Origin of the sequence: Clostridium sp. AF22-10 (assembly GCF_003478725.1) — a bacterium.
In the GTDB taxonomy this organism is placed as follows: Bacteria; Bacillota; Clostridia; order Lachnospirales; family Lachnospiraceae; genus Otoolea; species Otoolea fessa.
In genome coordinates this window covers 153,488-169,262 of the sequence record NZ_QUFZ01000002.1, presented here as the reverse complement: position 1 = coordinate 169,262, position 15,775 = coordinate 153,488, and the positions used below count along the sequence as shown (strand labels likewise).

General features: G+C 51.1%; 11 protein-coding genes and 2 pseudogenes. All 13 read left to right on the top strand.

The window, feature by feature from the left end:
* The 13 genes and pseudogenes from DWX91_RS02245 to minD all read left to right on the top strand — a co-directional run bounded on the left by DWX91_RS02245 (nt 1) and on the right by minD (nt 15,700).
* Nucleotides 1–1,278, top strand: a complete 1,278-nt coding sequence (locus tag DWX91_RS02245; protein WP_118472319.1) for a L,D-transpeptidase family protein — start codon at nt 1–3, stop codon at nt 1,276–1,278.
* Nucleotides 1,279–1,380: 102 nt separating this feature from the next.
* Nucleotides 1,381–4,022, top strand: a pseudogene (gene mutS / locus DWX91_RS02240) (DNA mismatch repair protein MutS).
* A gap of 32 nt (nt 4,023–4,054) precedes the next feature.
* Nucleotides 4,055–6,151, top strand: a complete 2,097-nt coding sequence (gene mutL / locus DWX91_RS02235; RefSeq protein ID WP_118472321.1) for a DNA mismatch repair endonuclease MutL — start codon at nt 4,055–4,057, stop codon at nt 6,149–6,151.
* A 24-nt stretch (nt 6,152–6,175) separates the two neighbouring features.
* Nucleotides 6,176–7,159, top strand: a complete 984-nt coding sequence (gene miaA, locus DWX91_RS02230; RefSeq protein ID WP_118472322.1) for a tRNA (adenosine(37)-N6)-dimethylallyltransferase MiaA — start codon at nt 6,176–6,178, stop codon at nt 7,157–7,159.
* 241 nt (nt 7,160–7,400) lie between these two features.
* Nucleotides 7,401–8,699, top strand: a complete 1,299-nt coding sequence (locus DWX91_RS02225) for an aminotransferase class I/II-fold pyridoxal phosphate-dependent enzyme (RefSeq protein ID WP_118472323.1) — start codon at nt 7,401–7,403, stop codon at nt 8,697–8,699.
* 135 nt (nt 8,700–8,834) lie between these two features.
* Complete coding sequence (locus DWX91_RS02220; protein ID WP_106999848.1) at nt 8,835–9,089, top strand: DUF4321 domain-containing protein; 255 nt, start codon at nt 8,835–8,837, stop codon at nt 9,087–9,089.
* A 67-nt stretch (nt 9,090–9,156) separates the two neighbouring features.
* Nucleotides 9,157–9,903: a RadC family protein gene (radC, locus tag DWX91_RS02215; protein WP_118472324.1), complete on the top strand. Its 747-nt coding sequence runs from the start codon at nt 9,157–9,159 to the stop codon at nt 9,901–9,903.
* Nucleotides 9,900–10,754: a rod shape-determining protein MreC gene (gene mreC, locus DWX91_RS02210; protein WP_106999850.1), complete on the top strand. Its 855-nt coding sequence runs from the start codon at nt 9,900–9,902 to the stop codon at nt 10,752–10,754. Before radC ends, mreC begins: the two co-directional genes overlap by 4 nt.
* Complete coding sequence (mreD, locus tag DWX91_RS02205; RefSeq protein WP_022359512.1) at nt 10,735–11,253, top strand: rod shape-determining protein MreD; 519 nt, start codon at nt 10,735–10,737, stop codon at nt 11,251–11,253. Before mreC ends, mreD begins: the two co-directional genes overlap by 20 nt.
* An 82-nt stretch (nt 11,254–11,335) precedes the next feature.
* Nucleotides 11,336–13,996 (top strand): penicillin-binding transpeptidase domain-containing protein, encoded by a 2,661-nt coding sequence (locus tag DWX91_RS02200; protein WP_412693812.1) that lies wholly within the window; start codon nt 11,336–11,338, stop codon nt 13,994–13,996.
* Nucleotides 13,954–14,145: pseudogene (locus DWX91_RS17825) on the top strand (hypothetical protein); the annotation flags it as partial. The gene DWX91_RS02200 and the pseudogene DWX91_RS17825, both read left to right, overlap by 43 nt.
* Before the next feature lie 14 nt (nt 14,146–14,159).
* On the top strand, nt 14,160–14,699 hold the full coding sequence (locus DWX91_RS02195; protein ID WP_412693810.1) for a septum site-determining protein MinC: 540 nt from the start codon (nt 14,160–14,162) through the stop codon (nt 14,697–14,699).
* Between the two features lie 209 nt (nt 14,700–14,908).
* Complete coding sequence (gene minD / locus DWX91_RS02190) at nt 14,909–15,700, top strand: septum site-determining protein MinD (RefSeq protein ID WP_022359515.1); 792 nt, start codon at nt 14,909–14,911, stop codon at nt 15,698–15,700.
* Nucleotides 15,701–15,775: the final 75 nt, after the last annotated feature.

Sequence of the window (15,775 nt, the reverse complement as noted above, 5' to 3'; positions counted from 1 at the left end):
ATGAAAAAGCATTATAAAGGATTGACGGTTCTGCTGTCAGCCTGCATGCTGGCAGGAAGTGCTTCTGTCGCATATGCAGGACCGGCAGATGACATTGCAAACGGTACAGTCGGTATGCCAAACACCGGTTCGTCAACATCGGCAGAGCAGTTCAACCAGGGAACCGGGCAGCAGGATGAGAACACGGCACTTCATGTCGGCGTCAATTATCTGTATAATGCGGAAGGCGATATTTCTGCATTTGCGATGGATTTGAAAAACTTTGAGGGGATCGGCGGCGTGTCCTATCGTGCATATACCAACACAGGCGGTTATCTGTGGTGGTACCATGACGGCATCCAGACCGGTGTGGTTGGTTCTGGAAGCTGGGTAGAGGCGATCCAGATTCAGCTTTCCGGTCAGGCTGAGAAGATGTACGATGTTTACTATAGCGTTACATCCAGCGGTCAGGGCAAGATGGGATATGCGAAGAACGGCGAAGTGGCTGGTACCGTGGATATCGGCGAGAAGATCCTTTCGATTGAAGTCGTATTAGTTCCGAAGGGAAGCGCAGGTCCGCAGAGTGCAGCACCGCGCTACAAATCAGCTGCTTCCGGCAGACTGAGCGTAGCAGAAAATGCAACGGTTATGTTCAATGAGGACGGAAGCGTATATAACGGCTGGCTTTCCGATGACTTTGTACGTTATTATTTTGAAAATGGCTATGCAAAGACCGGCTGGCAGTATATCGATGGTTACAAGTTCTACTTTGACTCCTGCGGTCGTCTGGTTCAGGACGTAGACAGCCTGATTGGCAAGCAGTCCGATTATCTCCTGAAGGTAAATAAGACACTGAACTGCCTGACGGTTTATGCAAAAGACGGCAATAACGGATATATTATTCCAGTGAAAGCGATGCTGACCTCCGTCGGTGATGATACACCGATTGGAACTTTCAAGACACCGGAGAAATATCGCTGGAGACTGATGGTAAATGATACTTACACCCAGTATGCAACCCGTATCACACAGGGATTCCTGTTCCATTCGATTACATACGCAACCCCGAATGAGAATAACCTTCTGACCGTCGGCTATAATGGTCTGGGTGTTTCCCGTTCTTTAGGCTGTGTACGCCTGAACTGTAGAAACTCCAAGTGGGTATATGATAACTGCCATCTGGGAACGACTGTACAGGTATACGAGGATGCCAATGTAGCATCTCCATTTGATAAGCCGGAGCTGGTACCGATCTCCGATCAGCAGACCTGGGATCCGACGGATCCGAAATTCAACTAAAATAAAACGACAGCGGTCTGTCCGGTCTGGCATTCAGATGAGTGAAGTGCCGGAAAACGGGCGGATCGCGATGAAGAGAGGTAAATTGTGGCACTTTCACCAATGATGACTCATTATCTGGAGACGAAAAAACAGTATCCGGACTGTATTCTGTTTTATCGTCTTGGCGATTTCTATGAGATGTTTTTTGAGGATGCCCAGACTGTTTCGAAAGAACTGGAACTTACCCTGACTGGAAAAGACTGCGGACTGGAGGAACGCGCGCCTATGTGCGGTGTTCCTTATCATGCCGTAGAGGGTTATTTGAGCCGTCTCGTCCAGAAGGGCTATAAGGTCGCCATCGCAGAGCAGATGGAGGATCCGAAACAGGCAAGGGGACTTGTGAAGCGGGAGGTAATCCGGGTGGTGACGCCGGGAACCCTGACAAATTCACAGGTTCTGGAGGAATCAAAAAACAATTACCTGATGGGAATTGTATACATAGACGGTGTATTCGGCGTTTCGACGGTTGATGTCAGCACGGGCGACTATCTTGTGACGGAGGTTCGCAACGAGCGCAGTCTGTTAGATGAAATTTATAAATTTTCGCCGTCGGAGCTTATCTGCAACGAGGCTTTTTACATGTCAGGAATCGATTTAGAGGACTTGAAAGTACGGTTAAACGCCGTGATCTCAGCACTTGAAAATCGGTTCTTTTCTGATGATTCCTGCCGGAGAATCCTGCGGGAACATTTTCATGTAGAGCACCTGGAAGCGTTGGGACTGGCAGACTATGAGACGGGCGCGATCGCGGCGGGTGCTGTCCTGCAGTATCTGTATGAGACGCAGAAAAATACACTGGAACACCTGACGCGCCTGACTGTCTATACGACCGGACAGTTTATGATGCTGGATACGTCCACGCGCCGGAACCTGGAGCTTACAGAGACGCTCCGGGAAAAGCAGAAGCGAGGAACACTTCTCTGGGTGCTTGATAAGACGAAAACGGCGATGGGCGCCCGTATGCTGCGGACACTTGTGGAGCAGCCGCTCATCAGCCGGGAGGAGATCCTGCGCCGCCAGAATGCGATCGAAGAGCTGAACATGAACTATATCAGCCGCGAGGAGCTGTGCGAATATCTGAATCCGATCTACGATCTCGAACGTCTGATCGGACGCATCAGTTACCGGACGGCAAATCCGCGCGATCTCATCGCGTTTGGCAATTCACTGGCGATGTTTCCGTATATCAAACAGATTTTGAAGGAGTTTTCAGGCGAGCTGCTTAAAAACCTGGAAACCGCTCTGGACCCACTGGCAGATTTGAAGGAACTGATTGACAAGGCGATCGTGGAAGAGCCGCCGATCACGGTGCGCGAGGGCGGCATCATCAAGGAAGGCTACCATGAGGAGGCAGACCGTCTGCGTCATGCAAAGACAGAAGGAAAAGACTGGCTGGCACAGTTAGAGCAGAGCGAGCGCGAAAAGACAGGCATCAAAAACCTGAAAGTCAAGTTCAATAAGGTATTTGGCTATTATTTTGAGGTGACTAATTCCTTTAAGGATCTGGTGCCGGATTATTTCATCCGTAAACAGACCCTGACAAACGCAGAGCGCTATACGACCGACCGGCTGAAAGAGCTGGAAGATATCATTCTCGCGCCGAGGACAAGCTGGTTTCTCTGGAATATGATCTGTTCTGCCAGGTGCGCGACCAGATCGCGGGCGAGGTAAACCGGATTCAGAGTACCGCCCGTGCGATCGCGATGACGGATGTGCTGGCGTCTCTGTCGGTGGTGGCGACGCGTTACAATTACGTGAAACCTCATATCAACGAAAAGGGCATCATCCGCATCAAAAACGGACGTCATCCGGTCGTAGAGCGCATGATGGGCGGCGAGATGTTTGTCGCCAATGACACATATTTAGACAACGGAAAGAACCGGATTTCGATCATTACCGGTCCGAACATGGCTGGTAAGTCAACTTATATGCGTCAGACGGCGCTGATCACGCTGATGGCGCAGATCGGAAGCTTCGTCCCGGCGGATGAGGCGGATATCGGTCTCTGCGACCGTATTTTTACCCGTGTGGGCGCTTCGGATGATTTGGCATCCGGTCAGAGTACCTTCATGGTGGAGATGACCGAGGTTGCGAATATCCTGCGGAATGCGACGAAAAACAGCCTTCTGATTCTCGACGAGATCGGGCGCGGTACGAGTACCTTCGACGGCCTTTCGATCGCCTGGGCGGTTGTGGAGTATATTAGTAATACGAAGATTCTGGGTGCTAAGACGCTGTTTGCGACACATTACCATGAACTGACAGAGCTGGAAGGAACCTTAAGCGGCGTCAACAACTACTGTATCGCGGTCAAGGAACAGGGCGACGATATCGTCTTCTTGCGTAAAATCGTGAAGGGTGGCGCCGATAAGAGCTACGGCATCCAGGTGGCGAAGCTTGCAGGCGTTCCGGCTCCGGTCATCGATCGGGCAAAAGAACTGGTGGAAGAGTTGAGCGATGCCGACATTACAGCGCGTGCGAAGGAGATTGCAGAAAATGGTCCGGGAACCCAGACGCGCAAAAAGGTGGCAAAACCGGACGAGGTAGATCTGCAGCAGATGTCGATCTTTGACACGGTCAATGAGGACGATATCATCAAGGAGATCATGGAACTGGAAGTAAACCGGATGTCTCCGCTGGATGCGCTCAATACATTAGATAAGCTGCAGGCGAAGCTGAAAAACCGGTGGATGCACCAGTAAAAAAGAGTTTAGGAAGGATGTGGAGGAGATAGATGGCTGCGATTCAGGTCTTGGATTCCAATACAATCAATCAGATTGCAGCCGGCGAGGTCATTGAACGGCCGGCGTCGGTTGTCAAGGAGCTTTTGGAAAATGCGATCGATTCGAAGGCGACGGCGATCACGGTGGAGATTCAGGGCGGCGGTCTGCAGACGATCCGGGTGACGGATAACGGAAGCGGCATTGTACGCGAGGAGATCCCACTGGCATTTAAGCGCCATGCGACCAGCAAGATCCGGACGGCGTCGGATTTGTTTCAGGTGGCATCGTTAGGGTTCCGCGGCGAGGCGCTGGCGTCGATCGCGTCGGTGGCGAAGGTGGAACTGATCACGAAAACAAACGATTCGATCAGCGGTTCCCGTTACCGCATCGAGGGCGGCGAGGAACTGGGACTGGAGGAGGTCGGTGCGCCGGAAGGTACGACCTTTATCGCCAGAGATCTGTTCTACAATACACCGGTACGCCGGAAGTTTTTAAAGACGCCGGCGACAGAAGGGTCCCATGTGGCAGATTTAGTCGAAAAGATTGCCCTGTCGCATCCGGAAATCTCCATCCGTTTCATCAATAACAACCAGAGCCGTCTCCATACCTCTGGAAATCATAACTTAAAAGATATAATTTATGCGGTCTTTGGACGCGAGATCACGGCAAACCTGATTGAGGTGGATGCCGGAGCTGATCCGATCCGGGTAGGCGGCTTCATCGGTAAGCCGCTGATCGCGCGCGGCAACCGCACGTATGAAAATTATTTCATCAACGGACGCTATATCAAGAGCAGTATCATCGGAAAGGCGATCGAGGACGCATATAAACCGTTCATGATGCAGCACAAGTATCCATTTACGATGCTGCAATTTACGATCGATCCGTCGTATATTGACGTCAACGTCCATCCGGCGAAGATGGAGATCCGTTTCAGGGACGGCGAACAGATCTACCGGACGGTCTACCATACGATTGCGATGGCACTCGCTAACCGGGAACTGATTCCGGCGGTTTCGCTGGAGAATGAGAAGAATGCAGAGAAAGAGCTGAAGATTCCGGGGCTGGAAAAGGGAGTGCTGCCGGAGCTTCCAACCAGAAAGATGGAAAGCAGCCAGGGCAGCCGTCCGTCCTTAAAACCAGTCCGTATCCGTGAGGAACATCCGGAACCGTTTGAGACGAAACGTCTGGGGGCGTCGCAGGCAGAAATGATGTCGGTCTCGGAAGATGTGCCGGGATATGGGGCTGAAAACGGCAGCGGATCAAATGCGGCTGTGTCAGGAACGGGGCGGTTCGATGAAGTGTTTGGAAGAACCGACACAACCGGCAGAGTTGAAAATGTTTCAATTAATACAGAGTCAGATCTGCCAGAGCCGGCCACATCAGCGCCTTCCAGCGAATCCATCTCAGCTTCAGCGGGGCAAACTGCATCTCCTGCATCTGTTTCAACGGGAACGACCCAGTCCGCCCCATCTGAAAAGCCCCGTCAGATGGATCTGTTTGAAGATAAACTCCTGACCAAACCGGCGCGTGCGAACCACCGCCTGATTGGACAGCTGTTTGACACATACTGGCTGGTGGAGTATCATGATAATCTGTACATCATTGATCAGCATGCGGCGCATGAGAAAATCCTCTATGAGCGGACGATGGCATCCCTTCAAAAGAGGGAGTACACCTCCCAGATGATCGATCCGCCGATCATTTTGAGTCTCAACAGCAGTGAGCAGCTCAAATTAGAGCAGTATATGGAACATTTTACTTCGATCGGATTTGAGATTGAGCCGTTTGGCGGCAAGGAGTACGCGGTGCGTGCCGTCCCGGCGAACCTCTTTTCCGTCGCAAAACGCGAGCTTCTGATGGAGATGATCGACGATCTGGCGGAGGGCAATGGAAGCGGAACCCCGGATCTCATCAATGAGCGTGTGGCGACGATGTCGTGTAAGGCGGCGGTCAAGGGCAATCACACATTATCATTTGCCGAAGCGGACAAGCTGATCGATGAACTTCTGGAACTCAAAAATCCGTATGCGTGCCCACATGGACGCCCAACGATCATATCGATGAGCAAATATGAGTTGGAGAAGAAATTCAAACGGATTGTATAACCCATTAAAAGGAGAGAAAGTCTTATGGGAAATCTGGAACAAGCGGCTGAAAAAAAGCCCCTGATTGTCCTGACCGGACCGACGGCAGTCGGAAAAACGGCGCTGTCCATTCAGCTTGCCAGGCGGATCGGCGGCGAGATCATCAGCGCGGATTCGATGCAGGTGTACCGCCACATGGATATCGGTACGGCAAAGATACGCCTGGAAGAGATGGACGGTGTGCCGCACCATCTGATCGATATTTTAGAGCCAACTGAGGATTTCAATGTCGTGCGGTTTCAGGCACTTGCCCGCGCGGCGGCGGAAGATATTTACAGCCGCGGAAAAATTCCGATCGTGGCAGGTGGAACCGGCTTTTATATTCAGGCACTGCTCAATGATATTGATTTCACCCAGATCGACGAAAATACGCAGTTTCGGGAGGAGATGGAACGCCTGGCAGCCGAACAGGGGGCAGAAGTCCTGCATGAGCGTCTGCGGGCGGTCGATCCAGAATCGGCGGAGGCGATCCACGCAAACAATGTAAAACGTGTGATCCGCGCGCTGGAATATTATGAGCAGACGGGCGAGAAGATTTCTGCCCACAATGAGGCGGAGCGGGCAAAGACTTCACCGTACCATTTCTTCTATTATGTATTAAATACCGATCGGACGGTTCTCTATGAGCGGATCGAGAAGCGGATCGATGAGATGATGGAAGAGGGACTGGTCGAGGAAGTGAGGCAGCTGCAGGCGATGGGCTGCAGGCGTGATTCAGTGGCGATGCAGGGACTTGGATATAAAGAAATTCTGGCATATTTAAATGGCGAAATGTCATTGGAGACAGCGGTCAATATCCTGAAACGCGATACGCGCCATTTTGCGAAACGTCAGCTTACCTGGTTCCGGCGGGAACGCGACGTGCGTTTCTTATATTTGCCGGAATTTGATAATGACCGAGAACGCGTGCTGGAACATATTCTGCAGGAATTAGCGGCGGAAGCGGGTATTATGGAGTGTGATTCATAAGATGGATGGAACACTCTAAATTATAAGTTGTAAAAATCAAGAAAAGTTAAAGAAACAAAAAAAGAATTATAGAATAACCGTAACTGTTCAGTAGGTCTGCGCATTTACTGCGCTGACCGTACGAAAACATGGGTCAGCAGGCAAAAATCCCATTGCCGTAGGCAATTTTTAATGGATTTTTGCGCGTGACTGTGAAGGTACTGAACAGTTACGAATAACCGACAACAGGAAAGGAATCACCATGGAGTTAGAGAAAATGTATGGCGACCTCGGCATTTCGAAAGAAGTGCTTGAATATGGAGCCAGAATCGAAGCGGCTCTGGAAGACCGTTTCACAGAGATCGATGGCAATGCAGAGTACAATCAGTTAAAGGTAATCGCTGCGATGCAGAAAAACCGCGTCAGCGATATTCATTTTTCCGGTACAACCGGATATGGTTACAACGACCTCGGACGTGAGACGCTGGAACAGGTATATGCGGATGTATTCCACACTGAGGACGCGTTGGTGCGCCCGCAGATCGTGTGCGGAACGCACGCGCTCTACACGGCATTAGCCGGAAACCTGCGCCCGGGCGACGAGCTGCTTTCGCCGGTGGGAAAACCGTATGATACTCTGGAGGAAGTGATCGGCATCCGCGAGTCCAACGGTTCCCTGCGGGAGTATGGCATTTCATACCGTCAGGTTGACCTGCTGCCGGACGGAACCTTCGATTACGACGGCATCCGCGCGGCGATCAACGAGAAGACAAAACTGGTAACCATCCAGCGTTCCAAGGGATACGCATCCCGTCCAACCCTCTCGGCAGAGCAGATCGGTGAACTGATTGCATTTGTTAAATCCATCAAACCGGAAGTGATCTGTATGGTAGACAACTGCTATGGCGAATTCGTTGAGCGGATCGAACCGAGCGATCTCGGTGCGGACATGGTAGTCGGTTCCCTGATCAAAAACCCGGGCGGCGGACTGGCGCCGATCGGCGGCTATATCGCCGGAACCAGACAGTGCATCGAAAATGCAGCGTACCGCCTTGGTTCTCCGGGACTCGGACGGGAGGTCGGCGCGAGTCTTGGCGTCAACCAGTCCTTCTTCCAGGGACTTTTCCTGGCACCGACCGTTGTATCCGGCGCATTAAAGGGAGCTATCTTTGCGGCAAACGTCTATGAGCGCCTGGGCTTTGATGTGGTTCCGAACAGCACGGAGCCGCGCTATGATATCATTCAGGCGATCACGTTTGGAAAACCGGAGGGTGTTATTGCGTTCTGCCAGGGCATTCAGGCGGCGGCGCCGGTTGACAGCTATGTATCGCCGGAACCGTGGGATATGCCGGGGTATGATTCCCAGGTTATTATGGCAGCAGGTGCCTTTATCCAGGGATCCTCGATCGAGCTTTCCGCGGATGGTCCGATCAAACCGCCGTACAACGTCTTCTTCCAGGGCGGACTGACCTGGTACCATGCGAAGTTAGGCATTTTAATGTCCCTGCAGAAGCTTCTGGATGCAGGCATAGTAAAACCTGAGCAGCTCAAAATCGACTAGAAATGACGTTTTTTGAATGATTTTGTAATTAATTTTAAGAAAACTTTAAAAAAAAATCTGCCGGACTGTCTATACACATTCCGGCAGTTTGTGCTAAGATAATAAAGATTATAGAAAGGGACGGTATTCGGTATCATGAATCGAGCAAAAAATTTCTGGATTCTTCTGCTGCTCCTGATGACAGGGATTGTGTTAGGTGGATTTATCGGAAATATGGCATCCGGCGTCAGGGGACTGTCGTGGCTGAATTACGGACAATCCTTCGGTCTGATGGACCCGGTTGTTCTTGATTTAGGAATCCTGGTTATCACGTTTGGTCTGTCAATCCGGGTGACGATGGCGAGCATCATCGGCGTTGTCATTGCACTGATCGCATATCGTCTGATTTAATCAAAGAATCCCGCCTGGTGGGAATGGCTTTCTGTATGCAGAGGAGAGGCACGCAGGAGGACAATCAATGAAAAAAGAAACAGAGAAACCAGTAAAAAGTTCTGAACCGACCGCTGGATGGCGTCTTACCATGAAAGATATCCCTGAAAAAGACCGACCCTACGAAAAATGTGAGAGGGAGGGAGTTGGGGCACTGACGGACGCCGAGCTTTTAGCGATCCTTATCCGGACCGGAAACCGGCAGGAGTCGGCACTTTCCTTGGCAACCCGGATTCTGGCGCAGGCGCAGCCACCGGGAATTTTAGGGCTTTTGCATCTGACTCTTCCAGAACTGATGGAGCAGAAAGGAATCGGCAGGGTCAAGGGAATCGAACTTTTGTGTGTGGGAGAACTGTCACAGCGGATCTGGCGCACCTTGACGCTTTCAGAAGCGCCTGCGTTTACGGCGCCGGAGGCGATCGCCGCCTTTTATATGGAGGAAATGCGTCACAAAGAGCAGGAAGAGATGCACCTGATGATCCTCAATACGAAGCAGAAGCTGATTCGGGATATCCTGCTGTTTCGGGGAACCTTCAATCACTCTCCGGCGTCTCCGAGGGAGATATTTATCGAGGCGCTGCGCTATCATGCAGCCAGCATCGTTTTAGTACATAATCATCCGAGCGGGGATCCTACCCCCAGTGCGGAGGATCGGCGGACGACCGTCCGGATTCAGGAGGCGGGCGCTATGCTGGGAATCCGGCTTTTGGATCATGTGATTATCGGCGAACAAGCCTATTTTAGTTTCAAAGAACGGGGAATACTATCATTATGAAAAACAGCAAGTATATTCTGGCAGGTATGTCAGCCTTCTGTCTTGTGCTGATTACAGCAACGTCTATCAAATCAAGCTTTCTGATGCCGCTTCGGACGGGTGTCGGTTTTGTTCTGGTACCGCTGCAGTCAGGCGTCAACGCGATCGGCACAGGTCTCTACAATGCGCTTGAAAATTTTTCCTCCCTGCGGGAGGCGCAGGAGGAGAACAAAAATCTCCAGATGCGTCTGGATCAGATGGTGGAAGAGAACAACCGCTTGCAGTCGGAGCTTTACGAGTTAGACCGTCTCAGAGAGCTGTATCAGCTTGATCAGGAATATATGCAGTATAAAAAAATAGCCGCCCGTGTCATTGCAAAGGACTCTGGAAACTGGTTTCAGGTATTCCGGATCGACAAGGGAGCGGACGATGGCATCCAGGAAGATATGAACGTCATGGCAGGCGGCGGACTGGTCGGTATTGTAACCGATGTCGGGGCAAACTATGCAACTGTCCGCGCGATCATCGATGACGACAGCAACGTCAGCGGCATGTCCCTGCGGACCGGCGATACCTGTAATGTATCCGGCAACCTGACGCTTTACCAGGATGGACGGCTGGGACTTGACCATATCAAGAAAGAGGCAGATATCCAGGAGGGCGACAAGATCGTGACCTCCAACATCAGTGATATTTTCCTGCCGGGCATTCTCATCGGTTATGCCTCCGGGCTGACGACCGATGCCAACAACGTAACCAAATCCGGTACAATCATTCCGGTTGCAGATTTTGATAACCTGCAGGAGGTACTGGTAATCACCCAGCTGAAAAATGGGGATGGAGGCGACAATAATGCGGAAGCTGCTGATTAACCTTGTCATGCTGATTCTGGCATTCACGATCCAGATCTGCGTGTTCCCACAGATCGCCTTCTTATCTTCGGCTCCGAACCTGCTGCTGATTGTGGTGTTTGTGTGCAGCTTCATCGAGGGGCGCGAGCGGGGGATGTTCTACGGGCTGGTGGCAGGTCTTTTTATGGATCTGTTTTACAGTGGACCATTTGGCTTTTATACACTGTTTTTCATCAATCTGGGGTATGTCAGTGGAATCTGCAACAAGTATTATTATGAAGACTACATCACGCTGCCGCTGCTTTTGAGCCTGGCAAGTGATTTAATCTATAACCTGTACATCTATGTATTCCGGTTCCTGATACGGAATCGTCTGAATTTTGGGCATTATCTGGTCTCCATCATTATCCCGGAGATCATATTTACCACGGTTACGACGCTTGTCGTATACCGGTTTTTCCTTTTTATCAACCGGAAACTGAAAGAATGGGAACAAAGGAGAGATTCGAACATTGTTTGATGACCTGAAAGAATATCTGCGAGAATGGTTCAAAAAAGTGATTACCTCCCGGCTTTTTGTCCTGGTGGTTGTGTTCTGCCTGATGTCGTCCGCATTGGTGATGCGGTTGTTCAACCTGCAGATCATCAAGGGCGAAGAGTATCAGGATGCATATACAGCGATGACGGAAAAAGTCATAAAGACTGCCAGCACGCGGGGTAATATCTACGATCGGAACGGCAATGTGCTGGCGTACAACGAACTGGCATACGACGTTACCATACAGGATACCGGTGCGTACAAGACGGATGCACAGTGGAACACGATGCTCTACGATCTGGTATCGATCTTGAATAAACACGGTGAGAGCGCACAGACCAGTTTAGAGCTTACGCTCGATCACGATGGAAATGTCGTGTATACCTCCGAGACACAGTCCGGACGCAAGCGATTCCTGCGTGATTATTATGGTCTTAAAAATGTGGATGAGATGGACGATTCAGATGGAAAATACCCGTCCGACATTTCAGCGCCAGATCTGCTGGAGCGGATGAAAAAGGAGTACCACCTGACACTCGGTGACGATAAGAACCGGGACGGGCGCCCGCTTGACAAAGACGGCAATCCCATCGATGTTTCGGATGAGGTGGCGCTGCAGATCGTCGGTATCCGCTACACGATGCGTTTTACCGCGTTCCAGAAGTACGAATCGACAACGATCGCGACGGATATCAGCGATGAGACCGTTGCAGACATTTTAGAGCACGCAGCCGATCTGGTGGGCGTCAATATACAGGAATCGACGATCCGTATGTACAATGAAAGCCTCTACTTTGCGCCGATCATTGGATATACGGGAAAAGTAACGAGCGAACGTCTGGAGGAGTTAAAGGCGGTCAACGATGACTATGAGTTAAATGATGTCGTAGGCCGTACCGGCATCGAATCCTCGATGGAGCTGGAATTAAAGGGTAAGAAAGGTTCCCAGACGGCATATGTAGATAATGTCGGAAGAATCCTAAGCGTGACCGGGGAAGTCGCACCGGTGGCAGGCAACGATATCTGGCTGACCCTCGATCTGAACCTTCAGAAGGGTATTTACCACATTCTGGAGAAGCAGCTGGCGGGCGTCTTGTTAAAGACGATTGTCAACCAGGATGAGAAAGATATCGCTTATATCGATTCTTCCAGTATTAAGATACCGATCAAGAAGGCATACTTCCAGCTGATCAACAACAACGTCCTCTCGATTGACAATTTTGCTTCCGAAGAGGCATCCGATGTGGAACAGCAGATTTATCAGAAGTACGAGAGCTCACGCGTGCGAATTGAACAGGAACTGCGGGGCGAACTGCAGTCTGAAAATGCAACGCCGATGAACGCGCTTTCAGAGGAAATGCAGGCATATATGCAGTATATCTATTCGTATCTTTCTTCCAGCAACAAGGCGATTGTCCAGCGTGATGCGATCGATACGTCCAGTGACATGTATCAGGCGTGGAAGAACGGTACGATCAGTCTGCGGGAATACTTATATTATGGAATTGCCAACAACTGGATCGATACGACGAAGCTGGACATCCAGAGCCGGTATTCGAATGCGGACGATGTCTTCACGGCACTGCTGGACGACTGTTTCCGCGATCTGGAACAGGATCCGGCATTCGAGAAACTGATTTATCAGTATTTAATCAATAACAATGTTGTGACCGGGCGCGAGCTCTGCATGGCGCTCTATTCCCAGAATGTGCTTGCATACGATGAGAATGAGGTCAACCTGCTGCGTGTCAGCGGGGAAGAATATGCGTACCAGTTCCTGATGAATAAGATCCGCAATATTGAGATCACACCGGCGCAGCTGGCACTTGACCCGTGTACGGCGAGCTGTGTCGTGACGAGCGCGAAGACTGGCGAGGTGCTGGCACTGGTATCTTATCCAAGCTATGACAACAACCGGATTTCGGACAGCACCTATTTTGCCCAGCTAAATGCCGATCAGTCGCTGCCGCTGCGAAACAATGCGACGCAGACACTGAAAGCACCAGGCTCCACCTTCAAGCCGATCACGGCGATTGCAGGTCTGGAAGAGGGGGCAATCACGCTTTCTGATATGATTAACTGTACCGGTATTTATGAGGAAGTCAGCAATCCGATCCGATGCTGGAAATATCCGGGCTTCCACGGACCGTTAAATGTCGTGGGAGGCATCGAAAATTCCTGTAACTATTTCTTCTCGGAGGTGGCGCACCGCCTGTCCACAGAGGCAGATGGAAGCTACAAACCGGAGAAAGGTCTGGAGACGCTGAAAAAATACGCGACCATGTTCGGTTTGGACCGGACTTCGGGCATTGAAATCTCGGAGGCGACGCCGTCTATCAGTGATACCGATCCGGAGCGTTCCAGTATGGGACAGGGTACGCACCAGTTTGCGAGCGTGCAGCTTGCCCGCTATGTGACGGCGCTTGCCAACCGCGGCACGGTCTATGATCTGAGCTTGATTGATAAGGAGACGGATTCCCAGGGTAATCTGGTCAAGGATTATTCGCCGGCTGTGGCGTCAACCCTTGATTTCCAGACAAGCACCTGGGATGCAGTCCAACAAGGTATGCGCCAGGTAGTTACCAACAGTTCGACCAAGCGTGTGTTTGATGGTCTGGACGTACACGTGCCGGTAAGACCGGTACGGCGCAGGAGTCCCAGAAACGGGGCAACCACGCGTTCTTTATTTCGTTTGCACCGTATGAGAATCCGGAAATTTCGGTGACGGTCAGTATCCCGAATGGATATTCTTCTTCGAATGCGGCGATGGTGGCAAAACACGTATATCGTTACTTCTATGGCTATGCGAGTCTGGATGATATCCTGAATTCAGGAGCATTGGATGCGTCCAATGAACGAATCAATGGAGATTAAGAGGTGATGGAACTATGAAAAGTTCCGTAGTAATAAAGGGATGTAAGTCCGGTATGACGGTAATTCTGAATCCGGACACTCCCTTTGAACAGTTACTGGAGGATGTAGGGAAAAAGTTTAAAGAAAGTGAAAAATTCTGGGGATCCGCCCAGATGACGCTGACCCTGGAGGGGAGGGAACTGACCCCAATCGAGGAACTGCAGGTGACGGATGCGATTACCGCCAATTCCCAGATAGAGATTCTCTGTCTGCTGGATACTGACGCTAACCGCATCGCCCGCTGTGAAAAGGCGCTGACCGAGCGGCTGATGGAGCTGACTGCCCGGACGGGACAATTTTATAAGGGTAATTTATCCCGGGGCGATCTGCTGGAATCCGATGCGAGCATCGTGATCATCGGGAATGTGGAGCGCGGCGCGCGTGTCAGCGCACGGGGCAATATCGTTGTCCTTGGCACGCTGGCGGGTTCCGCCCATGCTGGGGCGGCGGGAAGTGAGGACGCGGTGATCACCGCGCTGGCAATGTCGCCGATGCACCTCGGATTGCTGATCTGACAGCCAAAACGCGCAGCCAGGGTAAAAAGATGGGGCGCGGACCGATGATTGCATCGGTATCCGGTGGAAACATTGACGTAGAATCGGTCAAAAAAAGTTTTTTAGATTATTTTCATTTTATTTAGCGTATTTAATGGATTTAAGACTGGAATTATTCTACTTTTTAGAGTAGAATAAAATGGTAAAACAGAATACAGGAGGATGTTCCTATGAGCGAAGTTATCGTTATTACTTCCGGAAAAGGAGGCGTCGGCAAAACGACAACCTCAGCGAACGTCGGCACCGGGCTTGCCATGCTTGGCAAACGGGTGGTTCTCATCGACACCGATATCGGTCTGAGAAACCTGGATGTCGTCATGGGACTGGAAAACCGGATTATCTACAATCTGGTCGATGTGATCGAGGGAAACTGCCGGATGAAGCAGGCGCTGATTCGAGACAAAAGATATCCTGACCTGTTCTTATTACCTTCCGCCCAGACGCGGGACAAGTCGTCCGTGAGTCCGGGGCAGATGATAAAATTAGTAGAAGACTTAAGAGAAGAGTTTGATTACATACTGCTTGACTGTCCCGCCGGGATTGAGCAGGGCTTTCGCAATGCGATCGCCGGGGCGGACCGGGCGCTGATTGTCACGACACCGGAGGTATCCGCGATACGGGATGCTGACCGGATCATCGGACTTTTAGAAGCATCCGGGGTCGGGCGTATGGACCTGATCATCAACCGGATCCGGAGCGATATGGTGCGCCGGGGCGATATGATGTCGGTGGATGATGTGATGGATATTCTGTCTGTCCCTGTGATTGGCACAGTCCCGGACGATGAGGATATCGTTATATCCACGAATCAGGGCGAACCGCTGGTCGGCATGAATGGATATGCCGGGCAGGCATATTTAAACATATGCAAACGAATACTTGGAGAATCGGTACCATTTATACAGCTTGATGCGTCTCCGGGCTTCTGGTCCCGGATATCCGGCTTCCTCAAACGTGCATAGGAGGGGACGCTATGATTCTGATTGCAGAACTGTTTACGAAAAAGAATTCCGGCGAGATAGCCAGAAAGCGTTTAA

What these genes read in the sequence shown, in the direction of transcription:
- DWX91_RS02200 (WP_412693812.1), top strand. Translation starts at nt 11,336, where the DNA reads ATGTCGTCCGCATTGGTGATGCGGTTGTTCAACCTGCAGATCATCAAG.
- miaA (WP_118472322.1), top strand. Translation starts at nt 6,176, where the DNA reads ATGGGAAATCTGGAACAAGCGGCTGAAAAAAAGCCCCTGATTGTCCTG.
- DWX91_RS02225 (WP_118472323.1), top strand. Translation starts at nt 7,401, where the DNA reads ATGGAGTTAGAGAAAATGTATGGCGACCTCGGCATTTCGAAAGAAGTG.
- mutL (WP_118472321.1), top strand. Translation starts at nt 4,055, where the DNA reads ATGGCTGCGATTCAGGTCTTGGATTCCAATACAATCAATCAGATTGCA.
- mreD (WP_022359512.1), top strand. Translation starts at nt 10,735, where the DNA reads ATGCGGAAGCTGCTGATTAACCTTGTCATGCTGATTCTGGCATTCACG.
- mreC (WP_106999850.1), top strand. Translation starts at nt 9,900, where the DNA reads ATGAAAAACAGCAAGTATATTCTGGCAGGTATGTCAGCCTTCTGTCTT.
- minD (WP_022359515.1), top strand. Translation starts at nt 14,909, where the DNA reads ATGAGCGAAGTTATCGTTATTACTTCCGGAAAAGGAGGCGTCGGCAAA.
- DWX91_RS02245 (WP_118472319.1), top strand. Translation starts at nt 1, where the DNA reads ATGAAAAAGCATTATAAAGGATTGACGGTTCTGCTGTCAGCCTGCATG.
- DWX91_RS02220 (WP_106999848.1), top strand. Translation starts at nt 8,835, where the DNA reads ATGAATCGAGCAAAAAATTTCTGGATTCTTCTGCTGCTCCTGATGACA.
- DWX91_RS02195 (WP_412693810.1), top strand. Translation starts at nt 14,160, where the DNA reads ATGAAAAGTTCCGTAGTAATAAAGGGATGTAAGTCCGGTATGACGGTA.
- radC (WP_118472324.1), top strand. Translation starts at nt 9,157, where the DNA reads ATGAAAAAAGAAACAGAGAAACCAGTAAAAAGTTCTGAACCGACCGCT.